This window comes from Rhizobium sp. P2_G9 (assembly GCF_056403475.1).
Genome location: NZ_JBFUFK010000017.1, coordinates 103,753 through 124,982, shown reverse-complemented (window position 1 = coordinate 124,982; position 21,230 = coordinate 103,753). Strand labels below are relative to the sequence as shown.

Annotated in this window: 22 protein-coding genes; 11 read left to right on the top strand and 11 right to left on the bottom strand. The window is 60.9% G+C overall.

What is annotated here, in order from left to right:
* A partial coding sequence (locus tag AC1DYF_RS16675; protein WP_477877861.1) for a peptide ABC transporter substrate-binding protein occupies positions 1-1,334 on the bottom strand: 1,334 nt, incomplete at its 3' end.
* A gap of 236 nt (positions 1,335-1,570) precedes the next feature.
* On the opposite strand from AC1DYF_RS16675, the gene yghU reads away from it, so the two are divergent.
* A complete protein-coding gene (yghU, locus tag AC1DYF_RS16670) occupies positions 1,571-2,449 on the top strand; it encodes a glutathione-dependent disulfide-bond oxidoreductase (protein ID WP_477877860.1) in 879 nt (292 codons plus the stop codon).
* Positions 2,450-2,515: 66 nt separating this feature from the next.
* Here the strand turns inward: yghU and AC1DYF_RS16665 are convergent, their stop codons facing one another.
* The 6 genes from AC1DYF_RS16665 to AC1DYF_RS16640 form a co-directional block, all read right to left on the bottom strand.
* Positions 2,516-2,764, bottom strand: coding sequence for a DUF2188 domain-containing protein (locus AC1DYF_RS16665; protein WP_477877859.1), 249 nt, complete (start codon positions 2,762-2,764; stop codon positions 2,516-2,518).
* A 178-nt stretch (positions 2,765-2,942) separates the two neighbouring features.
* Positions 2,943-3,209, bottom strand: coding sequence for a hypothetical protein (locus AC1DYF_RS16660; RefSeq protein ID WP_477877858.1), 267 nt, complete (start codon positions 3,207-3,209; stop codon positions 2,943-2,945).
* Between the two features lie 56 nt (positions 3,210-3,265).
* Positions 3,266-4,546, bottom strand: coding sequence for an MFS transporter (locus tag AC1DYF_RS16655; protein WP_477877857.1), 1,281 nt, complete (start codon positions 4,544-4,546; stop codon positions 3,266-3,268).
* 34 nt (positions 4,547-4,580) lie between these two features.
* A complete protein-coding gene (locus AC1DYF_RS16650) occupies positions 4,581-5,042 on the bottom strand; it encodes a MarR family winged helix-turn-helix transcriptional regulator (protein WP_477877856.1) in 462 nt (153 codons plus the stop codon).
* 106 nt (positions 5,043-5,148) lie between these two features.
* Positions 5,149-6,042 carry an aldose 1-epimerase gene (locus AC1DYF_RS16645; protein WP_477877855.1) on the bottom strand — a complete coding sequence of 298 codons (894 nt, stop codon included), beginning with the start codon at positions 6,040-6,042 and terminating at the stop codon, positions 5,149-5,151.
* Positions 6,043-6,137: 95 nt separating this feature from the next.
* Positions 6,138-6,608 carry an NUDIX hydrolase gene (locus AC1DYF_RS16640; protein ID WP_477877854.1) on the bottom strand — a complete coding sequence of 157 codons (471 nt, stop codon included), beginning with the start codon at positions 6,606-6,608 and terminating at the stop codon, positions 6,138-6,140.
* Between the two features lie 118 nt (positions 6,609-6,726).
* Here AC1DYF_RS16640 and AC1DYF_RS16635 point away from each other — a divergent pair, with 118 nt between their 5' ends.
* Entirely contained in the window at positions 6,727-7,911 is a 1,185-nt protein-coding gene (locus AC1DYF_RS16635; protein WP_477877853.1) for a winged helix-turn-helix domain-containing protein, read from the top strand.
* Here the strand turns inward: AC1DYF_RS16635 and AC1DYF_RS16630 are convergent.
* Entirely contained in the window at positions 7,887-8,615 is a 729-nt protein-coding gene (locus AC1DYF_RS16630) for a glutathione S-transferase (RefSeq protein WP_477877852.1), read from the bottom strand. The two genes, AC1DYF_RS16635 and AC1DYF_RS16630, sit on opposite strands and share 25 nt — an antisense overlap.
* A gap of 94 nt (positions 8,616-8,709) precedes the next feature.
* On the opposite strand from AC1DYF_RS16630, the gene AC1DYF_RS16625 reads away from it, so the two are divergent.
* A complete protein-coding gene (locus tag AC1DYF_RS16625; protein WP_477877851.1) occupies positions 8,710-9,525 on the top strand; it encodes an SDR family NAD(P)-dependent oxidoreductase in 816 nt (271 codons plus the stop codon).
* Positions 9,526-9,531: 6 nt separating this feature from the next.
* Here AC1DYF_RS16625 and AC1DYF_RS16620 read toward each other — a convergent pair whose 3' ends face one another.
* Positions 9,532-11,031 carry a malonate--CoA ligase gene (locus tag AC1DYF_RS16620; protein ID WP_477877850.1) on the bottom strand — a complete coding sequence of 500 codons (1,500 nt, stop codon included), beginning with the start codon at positions 11,029-11,031 and terminating at the stop codon, positions 9,532-9,534.
* A gap of 467 nt (positions 11,032-11,498) precedes the next feature.
* Positions 11,499-11,984 carry a hypothetical protein gene (locus AC1DYF_RS16615; RefSeq protein ID WP_477877849.1) on the bottom strand — a complete coding sequence of 162 codons (486 nt, stop codon included), beginning with the start codon at positions 11,982-11,984 and terminating at the stop codon, positions 11,499-11,501.
* 245 nt (positions 11,985-12,229) lie between these two features.
* Here AC1DYF_RS16615 and AC1DYF_RS16610 point away from each other — a divergent pair, with 245 nt between their 5' ends.
* Positions 12,230-13,009 (top strand): SDR family oxidoreductase, encoded by a 780-nt coding sequence (locus AC1DYF_RS16610; protein ID WP_477877848.1) that lies wholly within the window; start codon positions 12,230-12,232, stop codon positions 13,007-13,009.
* A 147-nt stretch (positions 13,010-13,156) separates the two neighbouring features.
* Positions 13,157-14,650, top strand: coding sequence for a sensor histidine kinase (locus tag AC1DYF_RS16605; RefSeq protein WP_477877847.1), 1,494 nt, complete (start codon positions 13,157-13,159; stop codon positions 14,648-14,650).
* Between the two features lie 25 nt (positions 14,651-14,675).
* Here the strand turns inward: AC1DYF_RS16605 and AC1DYF_RS16600 are convergent, their stop codons facing one another.
* Positions 14,676-15,395 carry an SDR family oxidoreductase gene (locus tag AC1DYF_RS16600; protein WP_477877846.1) on the bottom strand — a complete coding sequence of 240 codons (720 nt, stop codon included), beginning with the start codon at positions 15,393-15,395 and terminating at the stop codon, positions 14,676-14,678.
* Positions 15,396-15,507: 112 nt separating this feature from the next.
* On the opposite strand from AC1DYF_RS16600, the gene AC1DYF_RS16595 reads away from it, so the two are divergent.
* The 6 genes from AC1DYF_RS16595 (at position 15,508) to AC1DYF_RS16570 (ending at position 21,230) form a co-directional block, all read left to right on the top strand.
* The gene (locus AC1DYF_RS16595) at positions 15,508-16,362 is read left to right on the top strand and encodes a helix-turn-helix transcriptional regulator (RefSeq protein WP_477877845.1); all 855 of its coding nucleotides are present in this window, start codon (positions 15,508-15,510) and stop codon (positions 16,360-16,362) included.
* A gap of 202 nt (positions 16,363-16,564) precedes the next feature.
* Complete coding sequence (locus AC1DYF_RS16590; RefSeq protein WP_477877844.1) at positions 16,565-17,197, top strand: TetR/AcrR family transcriptional regulator; 633 nt, start codon at positions 16,565-16,567, stop codon at positions 17,195-17,197.
* Positions 17,198-17,659: 462 nt separating this feature from the next.
* Positions 17,660-18,985: an ABC transporter substrate-binding protein gene (locus AC1DYF_RS16585; RefSeq protein ID WP_477877843.1), complete on the top strand. Its 1,326-nt coding sequence runs from the start codon at positions 17,660-17,662 to the stop codon at positions 18,983-18,985.
* A gap of 114 nt (positions 18,986-19,099) precedes the next feature.
* Entirely contained in the window at positions 19,100-20,068 is a 969-nt protein-coding gene (locus tag AC1DYF_RS16580) for a carbohydrate ABC transporter permease (protein ID WP_477877842.1), read from the top strand.
* On the top strand, positions 20,065-21,018 hold the full coding sequence (locus AC1DYF_RS16575) for a carbohydrate ABC transporter permease (protein WP_477877841.1): 954 nt from the start codon (positions 20,065-20,067) through the stop codon (positions 21,016-21,018). Before AC1DYF_RS16580 ends, AC1DYF_RS16575 begins: the two co-directional genes overlap by 4 nt.
* The gene (locus AC1DYF_RS16570) at positions 21,015-21,230 is read left to right on the top strand and encodes a hypothetical protein (protein ID WP_477877840.1); all 216 of its coding nucleotides are present in this window, start codon (positions 21,015-21,017) and stop codon (positions 21,228-21,230) included. Before AC1DYF_RS16575 ends, AC1DYF_RS16570 begins: the two co-directional genes overlap by 4 nt.

Sequence of the window (21,230 nt, the reverse complement as noted above, 5' to 3'; positions counted from 1 at the left end):
AGGAAATTCTCGGGGTCGGCATAGTCGGCGGCCCAGGCGGCACGGGCGACGTCGAATTTGCCGCCTTCCTGCAGGTAGGCGTAGTGCGCCTTCACGTCGAGGTTCTGCGTCGTGACATTGGCGCCGATCGCCTTCCACATATCGGCGACGGCGATCGCCACCTTCTTGTGGTTCTCATTGGTGTTGTAGCGGATGTCGATGTTGAGCGGCTTGCCGCCCTCGCCATAGCCGGCCTCCTTCAGCAGCGCCTTGGCGGCGTCCTCACGGTCAAGCTGGTCCATGTCGGCGATTTCCGACTTCGGCTGGGTATAGCCCTGAATGCCGGGCGGAACGAGATTGTAGGTCGGCAGCTGGGCGCCGCCATAGATCTTCTCGGCCAGGAAATTGCGGTCGACCGCCATGGACAGCGCCTTGCGCACGCGCACGTCGCTGAACGGCTCATGCCGGCCGTCGAACACATAATAATAAGTCGAAAGCGCCGGGCTGGCATAGACATGCTCGTTGCTCAGCTTCTTCTTGAGGAAGTCGCGCTGGTCGGCAGGATAATTGTAGACGAGGTCGAGTTCGCCATTCTCGAAGGCGCGTTCGGTCGCGGACTGATCCTCCGAAGGGTTATAGATCACCTTGTCGATCTTCACATTCGCCGCATCCCAGTAATAGGGGTTCTTGACGGCGGTGATGTGGTCGTTGGCGACATATTCGGTCAGCATATAGGCGCCGTTGGAGACCATCTTGCCGGGCTTGGTGAAATCCTTGCCATATTTGTCGATGCTCGCCTTGTTGACGGGGATCGCGGTGTAATGGACCAGCAGCTGGAGGAAATAGGGAGTGGGACGTTCGAGCGTGATTTCCAGCGTCTTGTCGTTGACTGCCTTAAGGCCGAGGTCGGAGGCCTTTGCCTTTTTCGAATTGAACGGCTCGGCATTCTTGATCGGGAAGAGGATATTGGCATAGCCGGCCGCCGTGGCGGGATCGAGAAGGCGGGTCATCGAATAGACGAAGTCGGACGCCGTCACCGGCGAACCATCGGACCATTTGGCGTTGTCGCGGATCTTGAACGTGTAGACCGTACCGTCGTCGGAGATCTTCCAGCTTTCCGCTGTGCCCGGAATGACATTGCCCTTGGCGTCATAGACGGTCAGGCCCTCCGAGAGGTCGCGGACGATAAAGCCTTCGATATCGATCGAGATTTGCGCCTGGTCTAGCGATTGCGGCTCGCCGCCATTGCCACGGTGGATGACCGTTTCGGCGAGGGCCGGAAGAGCGATCGCTGCCAGCAGGGCGCCGGTGAGGACTGCAAGTCTGAAGTTTTTCATCGATGGTTGGACGCTCATTTTTAGCTCCTTTTTATTCCGCCAGTTTCCCCTCTGACGAGTTGCGAGACTATTGGCTCGCTGCGAAAATGCAAACGAATTGCTATGAGGCGAACAGGGACAATTGCCGGATGAGGTGAAGACGACGACCGGCAGACATTGTCGTAGGGCGATCGTCGTTGCTATATATGATCAGTAGCCCATACATTTGCCGGAACGCCACCGGCACCGGGTTTTGCAAGCGCAGGAGCATCACATTGACCGAGACATCCGAATACGTCCCCCCGAAAGTCTGGACCTGGAACAAGGCCAGCGGAGGCCAGTTCGCCAATATCAACCGGCCGATTGCTGGTCCGACGCATGACAAGGAATTGCCGGTCGGCCGCCATCCGTTGCAGCTCTATTCGCTGGCCACGCCGAATGGCGTCAAAGTCACGATCATGCTTGAGGAACTGCTTGCGGCCGGCCATACCGGTGCCGAATATGACGCCTGGCTGATCAAGATCGGCGATGGCGAGCAGTTCGGCAGCGGCTTCGTTGGGGTCAATCCGAATTCAAAGATCCCGGCGCTGATGGATCATAGCGGCCCCGAACCGATCCGCGTTTTCGAATCGGGTTCGATTCTGATGTATCTCGCGGAAAAATTCGACGCTTTCTTCCCCACCGAGATCAAGGCCCGGACGGAAGCGCGCAACTGGCTGTTCTGGCAGATGGGCAGCGCGCCCTATCTCGGCGGCGGCTTTGGGCATTTCTATGCCTATGCGCCGATGAAGAATGAATATGCGATCGACCGTTTCTCCATGGAGGTCAAGCGCCAGCTCGATGTGCTCGACAAGCGGCTCGCCGAAGCCGAATATCTGGCCGGCAGCGAATATTCGATCGCCGATATGGCGGTCTGGCCCTGGTATGGCGGCTTGGTGAAGGGTTGGCAGTATGGCGACTCCGCCACCTTCCTGTCGGTTCATGAATACGAACATATCCAGCGCTGGGCCGAGCAGATTTTTGAGCGCCCGGCCGTCCAGCGCGGCCGCATGGTCAACCGCATGTCGGGGGAGCTTTCGAGCCAGCTGCGCGAACGCCATGACGCGAGCGATTTCGAGACGAAGACGCAGGACAAGCTCGAGAGCGCTGCCTGATTTTTCAGGTTTGAAACGAGAGCGGCGGAGGCGATCCGCCGTTCTACCGCTCAATTCCCAGATGGCTCAGGCCGGCGTATCTTCGACATCGGCTTCCGGCCGGTCGCCGCCATCGGCATGTTCATAATGCCATTCGCCGTTCTTGTCCTGATAGGAGATTTCCGTGGGCTCGCCGCCGACCTGCTGTTCGAGCGCGACGAGGCGTGCTCGCCGGATCGCTTCGTTATGCGTCGCGAAGGCTTCGGAGTAGACGTCGCCGAGCTTATAGGCCCAGCCGCCATCGTGCTGGACGATATGGTAGGTGACCTTGGTCATGCTGCGCTCCCTTGCTGATTTGGACGATTTTTCACCGGCAAGCCGCCGGGCGTCAACCGCAGCGGTTGTTGAAACGTCTATTTTTTAAGGCAAATGCGCCGAGGCACCGTAAAAGTGGAGCGGCCAACTATTGGCTTGCCGCGGAAATCACCCGCGGGGAGATCCGCTCCGCGGGTTGCTAGTGCAGCACGCCCCAGGCCGCATCCCAGCGGACATCTTCCCGTAACACGATGTAAATTGGCGCATTCGGATCGTTGACCTGCTTGTTTTCAGCAAGGCGCAATGCCGTCTGCACTTCCAGCTCTTCGCTTGGCAGGATGGCTTCCCTTTCATCGGCTTCGACCTCGCGGATGAAGCCGCGGATCTGGCCGTCGGAATTATAGAGGCGCACGACAATGGCGCCGACCGGCACAAGGCTCTTCTGGTAGCGTTCATAACTGTGCATGTCTTCCTCCTATGCGGGGAGGAAACCGTGCCGCTCATGGAAAGTTCCGCCTTCCGTCACCCGCCGGGCGCGGCGGGCGGATCCGGGCTGCCGGCATGAAATCGCAGGCGTCCGCCCGAAAGCGAAAGCGGAAACTGGCCATGACGCAGGAGGTAACGCAGCGCCACCAGAGCCGCGACGAAACCGCCCGCCGCGGCGACTGACAGTGCCCAGCGCGGGCCGTATGTGTCTGCCACCCAGCCGACGATCGGGGCCCCGATCGGCGTGCCGCCCAGGGCGACGGCGAGGCGGATCGCCATGACGCGGCCGCGCATATATGGCTCCGTCGAGAGCTGCATCAGCGCGTTGGAGGAATTGGTCAGCGTCAGCGCCGAGATTCCGATCAGGACGAGGGCGGCGCCAAAGAGGTAATAATTCGGCATGACGGCGGCGAGCGTGCATCCCGAGCCGAACAGCAGCGCGCCGCCCATCAGCAGCGCCATGTAAGGCTTTTCCCGCCGGGCGGCGAGCAGGGCGGCGGTGACCGTGCCGATCGCCATGACCGAGTAGAGCACGCCATACCGGCTTGGCCCGACATGGAAGACGACCACCGACATGGTCGAGATGAAGATCGGGAAATTCAGTCCGAACGTGCCGATCAGAAACAGCATGATCAGGATCGTCCTCAGGTCATCGCGGCGCGCCACATAGCGGAAACCTTCGGTGAAGCCTGCCGCGCGCCCTGCTGCCCTGCCGCCTTGATGCAGTTCGTTCTTGCGCAAGAGGAAGAGCGAAGCCAGGACGGCGACGAACGACAGTCCGTTGAGCAGGAAACTCCAGCCGGTGCCGACCGTGCCGATGACGATGCCGGCCACGGCGGGGCCGATCATGCGGGCTGAATTGAACGAGGTGGAGTTCAACGCCACGGCATTCGGCAGGTCCCCGTCGCCGACGAGATCGGAGACAAACACCTGCCGCGCCGGCGCATCGAAAGCGCAGGTGCAGCCGAACAGGAAGGCGAAGACATAGACGTGCCAGAGCTGCACCAGGCCGCTGACGGTCAGCAGGCCGAGGGCGATGGCGAGCCCCGCCATCGTCGCTTGTGTCACCATGATCAGCTTGCGGCGATCGAAATAGTCGGCGGCGACGCCGGTCAGAGGCAGGCAGAGGAATTGCGGGCCGAATTGCAGCGCCATGACGATGCCAACGGCCGAGGCATTGTTATGGGTGAGCTCGGTCAGGACCAGCCAGTCCTGCGAGGTGCGCTGCATCCAGGTGCCGATATTGGAGACGATCGCACCGCTCGCCCAGATGCGGTAATTGCGGTTGTTGAGGGAGCGGAACATGCCGTTGAACATGTCCGTCAGGCTCCGGCAGTGCGGTGAGCGATGGTCATTTCCGGTCCGACTCCACCAGGCGGTTGAGGAGAATAATGGCGTCCATGACCCGCTGCTGCTCTGCATGGGAAAGTTCGGCGAGGATCGTACGGTGCAGCCAGTCCTGGCGGGCGGCGCGGCCATCGCTGATCCACGCCATGCAGTCCGGCGTCAATGACAGGATGGTCTGGCGGCCATCGTCGGGATCGGGGGCGCCGGTGATCAAGCCAGCACTTTGCAGTGCCGCCGTGGTCGCGCCCATCGATTGCGGCCGCATGTTTTCGGCCTTGGCAAGCGCCGTCACCGTTGCCGGCCCATCACGGTAGAGGCGGCGCAAAACTGCGGCCTGCGATCGTGTCAAATCGCCCAGCGATGCCTGTTCGCGCAGCCGCTGCCGGAATTTGCCGATCAGCATATGCAGTTCGCCGGCAAGCTGCGATGCCAGCGTGTCATCCACTGTGGTCGAAAGCTCTTCCATCGGCAAGCTCATATATGAAGGTAAACTGTGTAGTTTGCCTTCATATATGAGCGGATGGCGTCGAACGTCAATGCGACGAATTGGTTGCGGCCGTAGCGCAATCTTGTCAGAGAGTGAATGGCAGAAAGCCAACTGTGCCGGACAGGCTTTCGCCCGGTTCGAGAACATGGCCGCCGAATAGATCGCCGCTGCGGCGGTTCATGCGGTTGAACGCATCCGGGGCGTGGCTTTGCGGCTCCAAGCAGAAGAATGGCTTTGTCGGGTCAGCGTAAAGCATCAGGTGCCCGAAGACCGGATCGGCTTCGATCACAAGCCCGAGCCCGGTTTCCGGAAAACGGATCTCCGCCTTGCCGTCCCAGCCGCCATAGTCGTTGTTGTGCCAGGTGTCCGGCAACGGACGGTGGGCGGCAAAATCGAGTTCGGGTGGCGTTGCGATCACTTCGGTGACGAGGTGGTCAGGGCCTTCCATGAAGAAATGGCTGGAGCGGAAGGCGAGGTCTGTCCCGGCGTTGCGCGGGAACCACGGATGCAGGCCGAAGCCGAAGGGCATGGCAAGTCCGCCATGATTGGTCATGCGCATCGTTATCGTGAGGCCATCCGGCGAAAGCTCGAAATGCTGGGTCGCGTCGTAAGAATAGGGTTCTTCCGGGGCGATATGGTCGAGACTGAGCAATACGCCGCTCCCCTCGCGCTGCGACCGCCATGCGGATTTCCAGCCATCGCCGTGCAAGGTCAGTGGGTCGGGTGGATTGTTGGGAGAGAAATTCCATCGCCGTCCGTCGAATTCGAATGCGTTGCCGGCGATGCGGTTGACATAGGGCAGCATTGGAAACATGGCCGCGCCCAGCACATTGCCCGCCTCCCATTCTTCCAGCGACAAAGGCCGCATCAGGTCGATGCCGCCGTGCCGGAAATAGGCCAGGCTGCCGCCGATTGCCGGCGCCAGCCCGATCGTCAGCGGTCCAGCAGAGAGTTCGATGAGTTCAGAATGCGCGTCCAAGATCCCGATGGTTCCCGTTTCGGCGGCAGAGCGATGCCAAGGTCCTACTACGATTCGTGGGCGCAAGCAGGTAGACGTAACGTGAAGGCCGGATTTCACGGCATCGCAAGATGAAGGTGCCGCGCGAGCGCATCGAGGATAAGTGCCTGGCCCTTCAGGATTTTCGATCTCGCCTGGGTAAGGTCGAACCAGCTGGCGCGATCGACTTCGGGGAAGTCCTGCATGCGCCCGGACTTTGGCGGCCACTCCATCTGAAACATGTTGCTGACGATGGCCGAGACATCGAAATCCGCCTCCACCGCCCAGGCGGCGACGATCTTGCCGCCCGGCTGCTTATATTCACCAAGCGGCTTGAAGGTGCCATCGACGGCAACACCGATTTCCTCCCGAGTCTCGCGCCGGGCGGCGGCCAGTTCGTCTTCGCCGTCTTCCACCAGGCCCTTCGGGATCGACCAGGCACCGTCGTCCTTCTTCGCCCAGAACGGACCGCCGGGATGGACGAGAAGGACGTCCGGCCCGTCCGGTCTGTGACGATAGATCAGAAGACCGGCGCTGCGTTTGGCCATTTCAGGGTTCCGTTGCGGGAGACGTGGCGACTGTTGCCATTAGTTGTCCGGACGATAGGCAATCCTGTAGCTCTGGCAAGTGGATATGCCGTGAGTCGTAGAACCGTCGGAGGGATCATTGGGAAAGACGTCGCTGCCGGTGCCGATTTCGAAAGCGCGTGCGATCTGGATCGCGGCGCAGAAGCTCGATGTCGAGGAGCCGTTCGGGGCTGGGCCGGAGGCGGTGCGGCGCACGGTCGAGCATCTCGGCTATGTGCAGATCGATACGATCAACGTCATCGAGCGCAGTCATCACCACATTCTCTATTCCCGCATCCCGCGCTATCGCCGCGAGGATCTGGAAGAGGCGCAATCGAACGAAAAATCCGTGTTCGAATATTGGACGCATGCGCTGGCCTACGTTCCTTCGCCCGACTATCGCTATTTCATCCCGGCGATGAAGGAGTACCGGAAAGATCCAGGCCGCTATCTCCAAGTTGATCCCAAGGATTACAAGGCGCTGATCAAACGCATTCGCGACGAGGGCGCGCTCTCCATCCGCGACATCGAAGACGACGTGCTGGAAGAGAAGATGCATCTCTGGGCCAGCCGCAAGCCGTCGAAGCGGGCGCTGCAATTCGGCTTCTACACCGGCGATCTTGTGATCGGCAAGCGCACCGGCATGCTCAAAACCTATGAGTTGACCGACCGGCATTTCGGCTGGGCCGAGCGGCCGAAGCCGGCCAGCGACACCGATTATGCGAAATATCTGCTCGCCCGGGCGCTCAGGTCGCAGGGCGTGGTCAGCCTCGATTCGATCTGCTATGGCGACGTCAAGTGGAAGGCGAACGTGATGCCGCTGATCAATGGTGCTTTGCGGCGCAAGGAGCTCGTGCCTGTCCAAGTCGATCCATTGGCAAAAGTACCGCACTGGGTGGCGCCTGAGCTGCTCGATGCGCCGCCCGAATCTCCCAACCCGGCGACGGTGCATATTCTCTCGCCATTCGACCCGTTGATCATCCAGCGCAAGCGGCTGCAGATGCTGTTCAACTATGAGCATCGTTTCGAAGCCTATGTGCCGGCCGACAAGCGCGTGCTCGGTTATTTCGCGTTGCCGGTGCTTGCCGGCGACGAGATTGTCGCTGCCATCGATCTGAAGATGGACCGCAAGAACGGCAGATTGCAGCAGCAGAAATGGACCTGGTTCGTCGATGACAGACGGGAGGGACTAAAGCCCGCAATCGAGCGGGCGCTGGAGCGTTTCGAGACTTTTCAAGCCGGAGCGCCGGTGGCTGGATTTCAGTCCGAATCCAGTTCCGGATAGTGACGAAAGATTCCATCCTCGTTGAACGCCAGTCGCCGCGGTGAAGCGAGGTAAGCGGCAATGTTCTTGCGTTCCTTGACCCTGTCGTGAAGGGCAACAAGCAATGGGTAATCCTTGGACGCGCCTCGCATTGCCTTGGGGAAGGCATAGCGCAGGCCCTCGATGATCTGGAACAGCGACAGGTCGACATAGGTCAGCGCATCGCCGACGACATGCTTCTGGCCGGATGGGTTCTGCTCCAGCACGCGCTCGAAATAGCCGAGGAATTTCGGGATGCGCTCCTCGATGAAGGTGGTCGAGCGTGCCTTGGCCGCGTCCTTCTGGTCTTCGTAATAAAGCGACGTGGCGATCGGGTGATGGGTATCATGCACCTCGGCGACGAAGTCGGTGATTGTCAGCTGCAGGCCGTTGGTGATGTAGCGCAGTTTCTCGTCCTTCGGCGCGAGGCCCAGTTTCGGGCCGAGATAGAGCAGGATGTTGGCGACATGCGAGATGATCAGGTCGCCATCCCTGAGGAAGGGCGGAGCGAAGGGGATATGCGCCTCGGCTTTGCTCTTCATCAGGTTCATCATTGCGCCGGTGCCGCGTCCTGAGCCGCTTTCGCGGGTCATGTCGACATAGCCGGCGCCGGCCTCTTCGAGTGCCAATCGCACGAATTCGCCGCGGCCCTGGATGCCGTCCCAGTAGTAGAGCTCGTAGGTCATCGGATATCCTCGTTGATGTCGGTCGCAGCATAGTCCAGGTCACGGCCCGGAACTATCGTTATGGTAACGGCAGAGAAGAGTGGGAGGTTCGATCATGCGGTTCAAGGACAGGGTGGTGCTGGTCACCGGCGGCAATTCCGGCATCGGTCGGGGAATCGTGCACTATTTCGTCGGCGAGGGCGCGCGCGTGGTCTTTGCCGGTCGTGACGAGGCCAAGGGGCTCGCCGTCGAGACTGAGATTCGAGCCATGGGCGGGCAGGGGCGGTTCCTGCCATGTGATCTGGCCGTCGAAGCGGACGTGGCGCGGCTGATCGGGGCTGTCACTGATTGGGGTGGGCGGCTCGACGTGCTGGTCAACAATGCTGGCGTCGGTTCGCGGCGATCGGGGATTGTCCCCAAGGACGGCCCCGGCCAGCGCTGGGACAAGCTGCGCGGCCCCAATCTCGACTCGACCTATTTCGCTTCGTCCTACGCGCTGCCGGTGATGAAAGCGGGTGGCAGCGGAGCAATCGTCAACATTTCTTCGACAGCGACCCTGCACGGCAATTGGGGTCTCTATTGTGTCGCCAAGGCCGCTGTGGAGGCGCTGACGCGGTCGCTCGCGGTCGAGGCTGCACCGCACGGTATTCGCGCCAATTGCGTCAGCCCCGGCTGGATCGCCACCGACATGGATGCGGCGGAAAACCCGGCCGGCACGGCTTCCGGCGACTGGGAACTGCCGCCCGGCGTGCTCAATCGCATGGGCTCGCCAAAGGAGATCGCCGCGGCCGTCGCCTTCCTTGCCAGCGACGAGGCCTCGTTCGTCACCGGCCAGACGCTGGTGGTCGATGGCGGGCTCTCGATCCTCGACTATACCTCGCTCAAACTCCTGGAAAAGCGCGGTTCGGCGCTGTTTTCCGGAAAGGTTTGAGGCAGCTCAGGCCTTGAAAACATCCTTATAGGTGTCGCGCAGCATGTTCTTCTGCACCTTGCCCATCGTGTTGCGCGGCAGGTCGGTGACGAAGGCTGTGAAGCGCGGTTGCTTGTAGCGCGCGAGCTTGTCGGCGAGGGCGGCGGTAACAGCCTTTTCGTCGATTGTGCTGCCGGGTGCGCGCACGATCACGGCGGCCACTGCCTCGCCGAGATCGGGATGCGGCAGGCCGATCACGGCGCTTTCGATGACGCCTGGCAGGCTGTCGAGTTCGGTCTCGACCTCCTTGGGATAGACGTTGAAGCCGCCGGCGATGATCAGGTCCTTGCCGCGACCGACGATCTGCAGATAGCCGCGCTGATCGATCGTGCCGAGGTCGCCGGTAATGAAGAAGCCATCGGGGCGGAATTCGCTCGCGGTCTTTTCCGGCATCCGCCAATAGCCCTTGAAGACATTGGGGCCGCGCACCTCGACCATACCGATCTCGCCAGCCGCGACCGGAGTGCCGGTCTCCGGATCGACGGTGCGGATCTCCGTGCCGGGCAGCGGCATGCCGACCGTACCGGCAATGCGATCGCCGTCATAGGGGTTCGACGTATTCATATTGGTTTCGGTCATGCCGTAGCGTTCGAGAATGGTGTGGCCGGTCTTTTCGCGCCAGGCGTTGAATGTCTCGGTCAGCAGCGGCGCCGAACCGGAAATGAAGACGCGCATGTGCCGCACCGCTTCCGGCGACAGGTCCGGCTCCCTCAGCAGGCGGACATAGAAGGTCGGCACGCCCATCAGTGCCGTGGCATGCGGCATGGCGGCCATGATCTCGGCTGGGTCGAAGCGCGTCTGGAAGATCAGCGAGGCGCCGGCGAACAGCGTGACATTGATCGCCACGAACAGGCCATGCGTGTGGAAGATCGGCAGTGAATGGATCAGCACGTCTTCCGGCGTGAAATGCCAGAGTTTCACCAGCGCCTCGGCATTGGAGGCGAGATTGTCATGCGTGATCATCGCGCCCTTCGGCCGGCCTGTCGTGCCGGAGGTGTAGAGGATCGCGGCGAGATCGTCCGGACCGCGAGCGACGTCGTCTGTGCGTGGCGCAGTTTGTGCGAGGTCGATGAGCGAGCCACCGTCGGCTCCGAGTGTTTCGACTTTCGCGCCGGCGGCGATGCTGCGGATTTCTTCTTCCCGGCCTGGCGTGCAGACGAACAGGCGAGGTTCCGCATCTCCGCAGAAATAGCTCAGTTCCGAGAGCGTATAGCCGGTGTTGAGCGGCAGGAGCACGGCGCCGCTGCGCAGGCAGGCGAGGTAGAGCGCGATGACCTCCGGCGTCTTTTCCACCTGCACCGCGATCCGGTCGCCCGGCGCGACGCCGAGCGCTTTCAGCGCCCCGGCGAAAGCGGCCGATTGCTCCAACAGGTCGCGATAGAGGATCTGCTCGTCGCCGACGAAGGCGAAGGGTTTTTCCAGCGACGGGATGGCGGCGCGGATTCGGTCGAACATATGATTGGCCACGGATTTCCTCACGGCAACGCTGACGTCTCTACCGTCAGGCAATGCGATGGCCGCCGGGAATTTGCAAGACCGTGCACCATGCCGCCACAGATTTTGCTGCAGCCGCCAGCCTTGATTGATGACGGTTCGAGGCGCCTGTTTACCGTTCCTTATGGAATGCGAGCTATCCCTATCATTGCGTATTGCGTCGGATATGGCGCCTGCAAGTACCCTGCGTCAGGCGCCATATCAGCCATCCCCTTGCCGCTCAGGCGACGAGCAAGTGCGTCCTTCGATTCGCGTTTTCGGCTTCGTTCGACATCTCAAAGACGTCTTTTCCCAACCTGTTGAATCGCTTGGCGACGTCGGTTGACACGCTGATTCAAGATTTGTCGCGGGACACAAGCTACTGGCTACTCACGCAGCACATCCTGGCGCAGAGCGCGCATTCCACACAATTCACGCGGAAACGAACAGATATCAGCGGTTCACTCCGGCGAGCGGAATCGGAACCATGAACGGAGGCGAAGCATGGCGGCGTCCCGGGCGGCCAACAGCAGATTGCGCACGAAGACGACGCGATCTATGCCCCATTTGAACCAGGCATAGGTCAGAAGCTTGTCCCGGCCCGCGTGATAGATACGCTCGACGATCAGGAAGCTGACGAGATAGGCGAGTGCCATCAGGACTATGCCGCTGACCACCATGCCGATGGCGATGAGGTAGACGGCAAACACCTTCAGCGGTTCAGCGACGATAAACGGTACGGCAAAGAACACCAGGATCAGAAACCGCGGCAGTGTCGCGATCCAGGCCTCGAAGCGGTGCATCACGGTGAGGCTGGCGAACCAGTTGAGCAGCGGACGGTAAAGCGGCCGTGCCACCGCGTCGACCATCAGGATGATGGCCGCGAAGATTTCGAACAGCCACATCAATATGCGCACGATGAGATTTTTCGTCTGGAGTTGGTTCACGATCGCCACTATCCGTCTTCGGTGCCTGCTGGTCTCGCGTCCTATTGAAGACGTTTGATGCGACATTTTCAATGACTGAAATAGAAATCCGACACCGGCCGCGCAACAGGGGCGATTATTTAGGTCCTTGCTCGAGGCCAGCCGCTGCGTGCGGAAGCGAAGGTTGGGCCGAACAAGGTCTATGACGGCGGAACCACTGGGCATTGCAGTCGTTGGGTGTCGGACAACGAGGCGAGGATCTGTAAATGACCGAGTCAAAGGTGGCGCTGGTGACGGGCGGCGGTTCCGGCATCGGCAAAGCGACGGCGCTGGTGCTTGCCCGCGACGGTTTTTGCGTTGGCGTGCTGGGCCATACTCCGCGGGAGAACGACAGGACTGTCGCCGACGTCGTTCAGGCCGGTGGAACAGCAACGTCGCTCGCCGCCGATGTTTCGAATGAGAAGCAGATGCATGGTGCCGTCGAGACGTTGATCAAGGCATATGGTCGGCTCGATGTCGTGGTTGCCAATGCCGGCATCAATGGCGTATGGGCGCCGATCGACGACCTCAGGCCAGAGGAATGGGACAAGACCATTGCGGTCAACCTGCGCGGCACGTATCTGACGCTGCATCTGACCGTTCCGCATCTTAAGAAGGGCGGCGGCGGGGCGATTGTCGTCGTCTCATCGATCAACGGAACCCGCACATTCACCACGCCCGGCGCTACCGCCTACACCGCGACCAAGGCGGCCCAGGTCGCGATCGTCCAACAATTGGCGCTCGAACTCGGCAAGCATTCGATTCGCGTCACCGCCGTCTGCCCCGGCGCCATCGAGACTGAGATCAATGACAGCACGCATGTTCGCGGCAAGGAGGAGACGGAAATCCCCGTCGAGTGGCCGGAGGGTCAGGTGCCGATCACCGGCGGCAAGCCCGGCCGTAGCGAGGATGTCGCCGCTGTCATCGCCTTCCTGGTCTCGGACCGGTCCCGGCATGTCACGGGAGCGCCGGTCTGGGTGGACGGTGGGCAAGGCCTGCTGCGTTAGGGCGTACTGTCAAACTCCCGGAACGGCCGACACTCTCCAAGAGCAGGTCGCTTCAACTTCGGTGCATTATCGCACAGCCTTTTCAACAGCGCTTTCATTCCTGCTGGTCCGTGTCTAAAAAGATGGTTCGCCCCAAGGAGCACCCGGATGAGATCCAGCGCATCCTTTCTGCGCTTTACATTGATTATGCTCGCCCTCGGTGTCGTGGTGCTGGTGACCATTGTCGGCACCTCGATCTGGCTCAGCAAGGCCAACAGCACCTATTCGGAGGAGACGCTAGCGTTGCGCCGCGTTCGCAGCGGTATCGTAGATCTCTTCCGTGTCGTGCAGGACGCCGAGACCGGGCAGCGCGGTTTTATGCTGACAGGCGACCAGCGCTACCTGGCGCCTTATGACGGCGCAGTTATCGATATTCCCGTACGAGAGAAGAAGCTTGACGGCTACATCCAGAATTTTCCGGAATACAGGGCCAGGCTCGCGACGCTGAACAGCGACATAGCCGGGAAGATGGTCGAACTGAAGAAGACCGTCGATCTCGCGCGCGGCGGGCACATGGCCGACGCTTTGGCATTGATGAAAACCGATGTCGGGCGGAACTATATGGTCGATATCCGCGACACTCTGGATGATACACTGGCCTATACCGATGGCCGGCTGCAGATCATCGTCCGTGATCAGCTCGATGCGGCAGGCACGCTTTATTGGGTCATCCTCGGCGGCGCGGCTGCCATCCTGATTGTCGTCGGTGGTGCAGCCTACGTCATTTTCGAGTATGTCCAGAGCCTGTCGCATGCGCGCCAGGAGCTCGATATCCTCAACAAAGGACTTGAATTGCGCGTCAACGAGCGGACACGCGATCTCATCCGCGCCAATCAGGAAATCCAGCGCTTTGCCTATATCATCACCCACGACCTCAGGGCGCCGCTGGTCAACATCATGGGCTTCCTCAGCGAGCTCGATGTGGCGTTGAAGGAGGTCGGCGGTTACGTGCTTGCCGATGAACGCCAGCCGACCCCGGACGAGATCCTGCAGGCGCGAACTGCCGTCAGCGAGGATGTGCCGGAAGCGATCGGCTTCATCCGCGCGTCGACGAAAAAGATGGATGGCCTTATCAACGCGATTTTGAAGATTTCCCGCGACGGCCGACGGAAGCTGGCACCCGAACGACTCGATGTCGAGACGGTCCTGCAGGCCAGTGTCGACAGCATCCAGCATCAGGTGACATCCTTCGGCGGCGATGTGAAGGTGGTCGCCAAGGTCAAATCGATCGTCACGGACAAGATTTCGTTCGAGCAGGTCTTCGGCAACCTCTTGGACAATGCCGTGAAATACCGCGCGCCGGATCGCCCAATTGAAATTGTCATCGAGGCTCGGCCCGACGGCCCCGGTCAATGTCTGATTTCGGTCAGCGACAATGGCCGAGGCATAGCGCCTGAGGATCACGACCGGATTTTCGAACTCTTCCGCCGGTCGGGCGAACAGAACCAGCCCGGCGAGGGCATCGGGCTGGCTTTTGTGCGATCGCTGGTGCGCAATCTCGGCGGCGACATCAACGTCCAGTCCGCGCTCGGCAAGGGCAGCACCTTTATCATCACCCTGCCGACCGATCTCAACAGGATTTTGCAGCACGCCCAGGCGTGACGTAGATCGGGAGCGCGCGCCGGCCCTATGCCGCGCCGTGGCGCACGCCGCCGTCGCATGTCAGCACATGCCCGCTCATGAAACCATTGCCGATCAGGAAGGCGATTGCCTGGGCAATTTCTTCGGCCCGGCCGACGCGGCCGACCGGGGTGCGGGCGGCGAAGCCATCGAATGTCGCGGTTCGCTGAGCATCGGGCATGAAACTCCACCATGGGGTATCGATGACCCCAGGCGAGACCGCATTCACCCGAAGCGGCTTGAGTTCAACCGCAAGCACCGGCACCATGGTCTCGATCGCGGCATTGACGGCCGCAAGCCCGGCCGTGCCCGGCAGTGCCGCCTGGGCGCTGACGGCTGAGACGAAAGTGATGCTGCCGCCATGATTGAGATGGGGCAAGGCGGCTTGCGCGGCTGCCGCATGTGCGACGGCTTTCGTCTGGAAGCCCTTGAGCAGATCGGCCATATCGAGTGTGGGGAAAGCCCCGCCGCCAAAACCGTTGCCGAGTGCCAGCACGATATGGTCGAACCGGCCGGCACTTTCGAACGCGAGATGGATGTCTTCGGGCTTCTCAGCGTCGGCGAAGGCCGTGCGGACGCCCGATGGCAGCGACTGTGCCGCGGCCTCCAGCTTTTCCTTGTCGCGGCCGATGATGGTGACGGTCAGTCCCTGTTGCAGAAGCTTGGCTGCGGTGGCGAGGCCGATGCCGGACGATCCGCCGACGATGACCGCATGTTGGGATGCCATTTGAATTCTCCTTGATGATCATGATGTGCCGTTCTGTTGCCGGCGCGGCCGCACAATGGATCGGTCGGGAAAACCCAAACAGTTCCTGTTTTATCCTGGTATCGATACTGATATGATTGGCTCAATGGAGCAGAAATTCGATCCCTACGAAGCCCGCCGCCGCGAATTGGCGGCCTTCCTCCGTTCCCGTCGCGAGCGGCTGAGGCCGGCCGAAGTTGGCCTGCCGGACGGCTCGCGCAGACGGACGCCGGGGCTTCGGCGCGAGGAGCTCGCCATGATCGCGGGTGTGGGCACGACCTGGTATACCTGGCTGGAGCAGGGCCGGGATGTGAGGCCGTCACCACAGGTGATGAAGGCGCTGGCCGATGCGCTCAAGCTGGACGAGACGGAGCGGCAGCACCTGTTGATGCTCGGCGCCAGGGAGGGAGGACACGCGGCAAGCCTGCCGCCGGAGACGGTTGGCGAGCCGTTGCGGCGCATGCTCGACAATCTCACCCATCAGCCGGCGCAAGTGCTCGGCCGCCGATGGGATGTGCTCGCCTGGAACCGGGCCGCAGACCTTTTGTTCGGCGGCTACGAGACCCTCGACCGCGACGAGCGCAACACCATGCATCGGGTGTTCGCAGACCCCGCGCACCGTCGGCTGCTGGTGGATTGGGAGGCGGTGGCGCGCAATTCGCTGGCAATGTTTCGCGCCGACAGTGCCCGTTATGCCGGCGACCCGGATTTCGAGCGGCTGATCGGTATCCTGCATCGCGCCAGTCCCGAATTCCGGCAATGGTGGCCGCGACATGAAGTGTTGAGCCCGCTTTCCGGCATCAAGCGCATCGACCACCCCATAGCGGGTCGCATGGCCTTCGAATATACTGGGCTCAGCCTGACCAGCCAGCCCGATATCAAGCTCATTGTCTACACGCCGCTCGACGAGGACGGCACCAGCCGTAAGCTGGCCGAGCTGCTCGCCTGATTGTCTCGTTCTCACCCCGGTGCCCTGATCTGCATTCGCCGCATCGCGCCTTGACATATCGTCGCATGTCCATGTTTGGCGGGTTGATGATGTTTACGAAACTCATCAGTACCGATATGGTCCAGGCGATTGATGAACGTCAATGAATGGGGTGGTCATGCAGCAGTCAGCGCGGCAATTTGGACCGGAAGATGTCCATACCTTGGGCAAAATTGTCGCACGTGGCAGGGGACGTCCGAAGGTTCACACGGACGAGGAGCAGCGGGCGAAAATCGTCCGGCTGGCCCTTGATCTCTTCGTGCGCAACGGTTATGGCGCGACCTCGATGGACGATATCGCCCATGGCTGCCATATCTCCAAGCGAACGCTTTATCGCTTGTTTCCGCGCAAGATCGATCTCTTCGCCGCAATGGTGGAAGAACATCGCCATAGCATGCTCGACTTTCCGCCGCATGATTCCGAGGTGCCGATGGAAACCCAGCTCGAGCGGGTCTTTCTCGTCGATATCGGTCCGGAGGCGGAGCAGCAGCGCGCCGGCTTTATCCGCATGACCCTGATCGAGTCACGGCATTTCCCGGAATTGCGGCAGGTGGTGCGCAAGGAGGGCGGCGACAAATCGAAGGCTTTGCTGGCCGATTGGCTAACCGAAGGCAAGGCGCTCGGCCTGATCGCGGTCGAGGACACGAAGGTCGCGGCCGGCATCCTGATGGACATGATGTTCGGCGCCGTCGCACTCAAGACTGGCCAGGGCGAGGAATGGCCCGGTGACACCGACAGGCCCGCCTATATGCGGCAATGCATTCGCTATTTCGTCAACGGCATCCGCTATCGCTGAGTCGCGCATAGGCATGGAGCGGTGGCGATCGCTACGTACAGCATGCTTTACCATCACATATGGCTAGAAGACCCCGCCCCAACTTGCAGGGTCGAGCCACCGGTCTCGACCTGTCCTTCGGACCCCCACAAGCGGGAGGAGCTTAACCCGCGGCTTCCGCTGAGCCCCAATTGAGGCAGGGAGGATGCCGCGCGTCTTCTCCCCCTTGTGGGGGAGATGGCCGGCAGGCCAGAGAGGGTCCTTGCCGCATAGGCGATTGCCCCGCCATTATCCCAAATTCTCCAATACCGAAGAAGCCTTCCTGCGCAATGCTGCGCCGCAGCAACGATTGTTGCTTGCTTGTTGAGTAAAATTAAAGTAGCTAAACAAATAACTCAACATTGGTAGAGCGAGGACCATGTCGGGTTTGGGGAATGCCGGGGAGGGGGCGTGACGCCTGCCTCCGTTTTTTGGGAGGATAGGATGCAGATGAAGTGGAAGTCCCTGATCGGGATTGTTGGCGCGACCGTGATGTCTTCGGCGCTGCCGAACCTGGCGAAGGCGGAAACGCTGACGCTTTGCTGGGCCGCATGGGACCCGGCCAATGCCTTGGTGGAACTCTCCAAGGATTTTACCGCCAAGACCAAGATCGACATGAAATTCGAGTTCGTCCCGTGGACGAGCTATGCCGACCGCTTCCTCAACGAACTCAACTCGCATGGCAAGCTCTGCGACCTGATCATCGGCGACAGCCAATGGATCGGTGGCTCGGCAGAGAACGGCCATTACGTCAAGCTGAATGACTTCTTCGACAAGAACGGCATCAAGATGGATGACTTCGTGCCGGCGACGGTGCTGGGCTATTCCGAATGGCCGAAGAACTCGCCGAACTATTGGGCGCTGCCGGCCATGGGCGACGTGGTCGGCTGGACCTATCGCAAGGACTGGTTCGAAAAGCCGGAACTGCAGAAGGAATTCAAGGAAAAGTACGGCCACGACCTGGCGGCGCCAAAAACCTACGACGAACTGATGCAGATTGCCGAGTTCTTCCAGAAGCGGCAGATCGATGGCAAGACGGTCTATGGTGCCTCGATCTATACCGAGCGTGGCTCGGAAGGCATCACCATGGGCGTCACCAACGTGCTCTACGACTGGGGTTTCCAGTACGACAATCCGAAGAAGCCCTATGACATGCAAGGCTTCGTCAATTCCGACGATGCCGTCAAGGGTTTGGAATTCTACAAGAAGCTCTATGACTGCTGCACGCCTCCGGGCAGCTCCAACGTCTACATGGTGGAATCGGCCGACGCCTTCAAATCCGGCCAGGTCGCCATGCAGATGAACTTCGCCTTCACCTGGCCTGGCCTCTACAAGGACGAGAAAGTCGGCGGCGACCGCATCGGCTTCTTCCCCAACCCGGCGGAGAAGGCACATTTCGCCCAGCTCGGCGGGCAGGGCATCTCGGTGGTCTCCTATTCAGACAAGCGTGACGCTGCTCTTCAATACATCAAGTGGTTCGCGCAGTCGGATGTGCAGAAGAAGTGGTGGGAACTCGGCGGCTATTCTTGCCTGAAAGCGGTCGTCAACGCGCCTGACTTCGCCAAGAGCCAGCCCTATGCCCAAGCCTTCCTCGACTCCATGGCGATCGTCAAGGATTTCTGGGCCGAGCCGAGCTATGCGACACTGCTGCAGGCCATGCAGAAGCGCGTCCACAACTATGTCGTGGCCGGCAACGGCACCGCCAAGGAAGCGCTGGACGGCCTTGTGAAGGACTGGACCGAAACCTTCCAGGACGACGGCAAGCTCTGAGCCCTGAACCGGCTTTGGAATATCGCGGATTGCGCGTTATTCTCTCCCCTGGCGGCACGGACCGGCAATGGCCGGGCCGCCAGATGCCTCATGTCCATACGATCAGGTGACGTCTTGAGCATTTCCAACCCCTCTATTGTCGACAAGGCTGCCAATGCGGCAGCACATGCGACACCACAGCCGGTGGCGAGCCGGATCCGCGGTTTCTCCGACCGGACGATCGCCTGGCTGTTCATCTCGCCGACCATCATCCTTCTACTTGCGATCAACATCTTTCCGCTCATCTGGGCGATCTATCTGTCCTTCACCAATTACCGCGCCAATCGGCCGAACGTGCCGCTGCAGAATGTGGGCTTGCGCAACTACGAGCGCGTGCTCACCGACAGCGATATCTGGACCGCGATGCAGACGACGGCGCATTTCGTCCTCTGGACGATCATTCTGCAGACGGTCATCGGCTTCGGGCTTGCCTATCTGATCGACCGGAAATTCCGCGGCCATGCCTTCTGGACGACGATCATCCTTATCCCGATGATGCTGTCGCCGGCTGTGGTCGGCAATTTCTGGCGCTTCCTCTATGAGCCGCAGATCGGCCTGTTCGCCTATGTCGTGTCGTTCTTCACCGGCCTGCAGCCCTCCGACATCCAGATGCTCGGCAATGTCGACCTGGCGCCCTGGGCGATCGTCATCGTCGATACCTGGATGTGGACGCCCTATGTGATGCTGATCTGCCTCGCCGGGCTGCGTTCGATCCCCGACTATATCTATGAAGCAGCCGAGGTCGACCGTGCCTCTCCCTGGCGGCAATTCTGGTCGATCACCGTGCCGATGGCGCTGCCCTTCATCATGCTGGCGGTGCTGTTCCGCGGCATCGAGAATTTCAAGATGTTCGACATGGTGACGTTGCTCACCGGCGGCGGCCCTGGATCGACGACCGAGGTCGCCTCGATCACGCTCAAGCGCGAGGCCTTCGAGAGCTGGGCGACCGGTCGTGCCTCGGCTTTCGCCATCGTGCTCTTCGTCGCGGTGTTCGGCCTCGCCAACATCTATGTCAAGGCCCTTAACAAGGTGAAGCAGAGATGAGCGCCGTAAATTCCGCCCATTCGGTCGTCGAACCGAGCATGACCTCCAAGCGCATCGCCGCGACGCTCGTCATCCTCTATGCGCTGATCACCATCGTGCCGCTGGCCTGGATCTTTCTCACCAGCATCAAATCGCCGCCGGATTCGATCAGCTATCCGCCGAAGCTGGTGTTCCAGCCGTCATTGGAAGGTTATTGCAACCTCTTCACCACGCGCACCCGGCAGACGCCGGAATATATCCAGTCGCTGGGCGCGCCGCAGGGCATCTGCGACCAGGTGACCCGCAAGCGCAACATGGTGATTGCCGGTCCATCGAATTTCCTGCCGCGCTTCATCAATTCGCTGATCATCGCTTTCGGCTCGACTTTCCTCGCCGTCTTCCTCGGCACGCTGTCGGCCTATGGCTTCTCGCGCTTCAAAGTGCCGCTGGCTGACGATCTGCTGTTCTTCATCCTGTCGACACGCATGATGCCGCCGATCGCCGTGGCGATCCCGATCTACCTCATGTATCGCGAGCTGGGGCTGTCCGACACTGCGGTTGGCATGATCCTGCTCTACACCGCCGTCAACGTGTCGCTCGCCGTCTGGCTGCTCAAGGGTTTCATCGACGAAATCCCGCGGGAATATGAGGAAGCGGCGATGGTCGACGGCTATTCGCGGCTGCAGGCCTTCTGGAAAGTCGTGCTGCCACAGGCAACCACCGGCATTGCAGCAACGGCGATCTTCTGCCTGATCTTTGCCTGGAACGAATATGCCTTCGCGGCACTGCTGACCTCCGGCGAGGCGCAGACGGCACCACCCTTCATCCCGACGATCATCGGCGAAGGCGGGCAGGACTGGCCGGCCGTGGCCGCCGGCACAACCATCTTCCTTGTGCCGATCCTCGTCTTCACCATTCTCCTGCGCAAGCAATTGCTGCGTGGCATCACCTTCGGAGCGGTCCGCAAATGACGACAACGTCCGAACCAACGCCGAAATCCCGGCACAACCATCCCTTCTTCTTCCGGCGCGGGCCGATGGAGAATGTCGCCACGGCGCTGATCGCGCTCGGCTTCCTGATGCTGTTCCAACCTTTCGCGCTGGTACTCTACACCTATTCGCTGATCGTGCTGCTTGCCGGTACGGCCATGTTCATCATCGTGTCGAAATTCCCGGAGCACTGA

What these genes read in the sequence shown, in the direction of transcription:
- AC1DYF_RS16665 (WP_477877859.1), bottom strand. Translation starts at nt 2,764, where the DNA reads ATGACCAAGGTCACCTACCATATCGTCCAGCACGATGGCGGCTGGGCC.
- AC1DYF_RS16585 (WP_477877843.1), top strand. Translation starts at nt 17,660, where the DNA reads ATGCAGATGAAGTGGAAGTCCCTGATCGGGATTGTTGGCGCGACCGTG.
- AC1DYF_RS16660 (WP_477877858.1), bottom strand. Translation starts at nt 3,209, where the DNA reads ATGCACAGTTATGAACGCTACCAGAAGAGCCTTGTGCCGGTCGGCGCC.
- AC1DYF_RS16650 (WP_477877856.1), bottom strand. Translation starts at nt 5,042, where the DNA reads ATGGAAGAGCTTTCGACCACAGTGGATGACACGCTGGCATCGCAGCTT.
- AC1DYF_RS16625 (WP_477877851.1), top strand. Translation starts at nt 8,710, where the DNA reads ATGCGGTTCAAGGACAGGGTGGTGCTGGTCACCGGCGGCAATTCCGGC.
- AC1DYF_RS16595 (WP_477877845.1), top strand. Translation starts at nt 15,508, where the DNA reads ATGATTGGCTCAATGGAGCAGAAATTCGATCCCTACGAAGCCCGCCGC.
- AC1DYF_RS16655 (WP_477877857.1), bottom strand. Translation starts at nt 4,546, where the DNA reads ATGTTCAACGGCATGTTCCGCTCCCTCAACAACCGCAATTACCGCATC.
- AC1DYF_RS16605 (WP_477877847.1), top strand. Translation starts at nt 13,157, where the DNA reads ATGAGATCCAGCGCATCCTTTCTGCGCTTTACATTGATTATGCTCGCC.
- AC1DYF_RS16630 (WP_477877852.1), bottom strand. Translation starts at nt 8,615, where the DNA reads ATGACCTACGAGCTCTACTACTGGGACGGCATCCAGGGCCGCGGCGAA.
- AC1DYF_RS16640 (WP_477877854.1), bottom strand. Translation starts at nt 6,608, where the DNA reads ATGGCCAAACGCAGCGCCGGTCTTCTGATCTATCGTCACAGACCGGAC.
- AC1DYF_RS16600 (WP_477877846.1), bottom strand. Translation starts at nt 15,395, where the DNA reads ATGGCATCCCAACATGCGGTCATCGTCGGCGGATCGTCCGGCATCGGC.
- AC1DYF_RS16570 (WP_477877840.1), top strand. Translation starts at nt 21,015, where the DNA reads ATGACGACAACGTCCGAACCAACGCCGAAATCCCGGCACAACCATCCC.
- AC1DYF_RS16610 (WP_477877848.1), top strand. Translation starts at nt 12,230, where the DNA reads ATGACCGAGTCAAAGGTGGCGCTGGTGACGGGCGGCGGTTCCGGCATC.
- AC1DYF_RS16575 (WP_477877841.1), top strand. Translation starts at nt 20,065, where the DNA reads ATGAGCGCCGTAAATTCCGCCCATTCGGTCGTCGAACCGAGCATGACC.